Origin of the sequence: Sphingomonas sp. Leaf38, from assembly GCF_001421825.1 — a bacterium.
GTDB lineage: Bacteria > Pseudomonadota > Alphaproteobacteria > Sphingomonadales > Sphingomonadaceae > Sphingomonas.
Genome location: NZ_LMLD01000003.1, coordinates 1 through 348, shown reverse-complemented (window position 1 = coordinate 348; position 348 = coordinate 1). Strand labels below are relative to the sequence as shown.

Below are 348 nucleotides of genomic sequence, written 5' to 3'. Positions count from 1 at the left end.
GGAGAGAAGATCGTCATGCCCGGACCACCGGGCGTCTTGATGCGACCGGTCTCCTTGTACGTCTTGGGGTCGAGCACGGCGATGTAATCCTCGCCGCGTACCGTAACCCACACCTCCTTGCCGTCCGGCGTGAAGAACGCCTCATGCGGGCTGCGCCCGACATAGGTCGTGTGCTTGACGGTGTTGGTGGCGGTGTCGATCCACGACACGGCGTTGGATCCGATCGACACGACCGCCAGTGTTTTCCCGTCCGGCGAGAAGCCGAGGCCGTGAACCAGCACCTGCCCCTTGTAGAGCGGGGAAAAATTCATCGGCTGCGGATCGCCGAGCTTGATGACGCCGAGCAAC

Annotated in this window: 1 protein-coding gene; it reads right to left on the bottom strand. The window is 62.9% G+C overall.

Features of this window, described 5'->3' with window-relative positions:
- A partial coding sequence (locus tag ASE88_RS19270; protein ID WP_414893193.1) for a YncE family protein occupies positions 1-348 on the bottom strand: 348 nt, incomplete at both ends.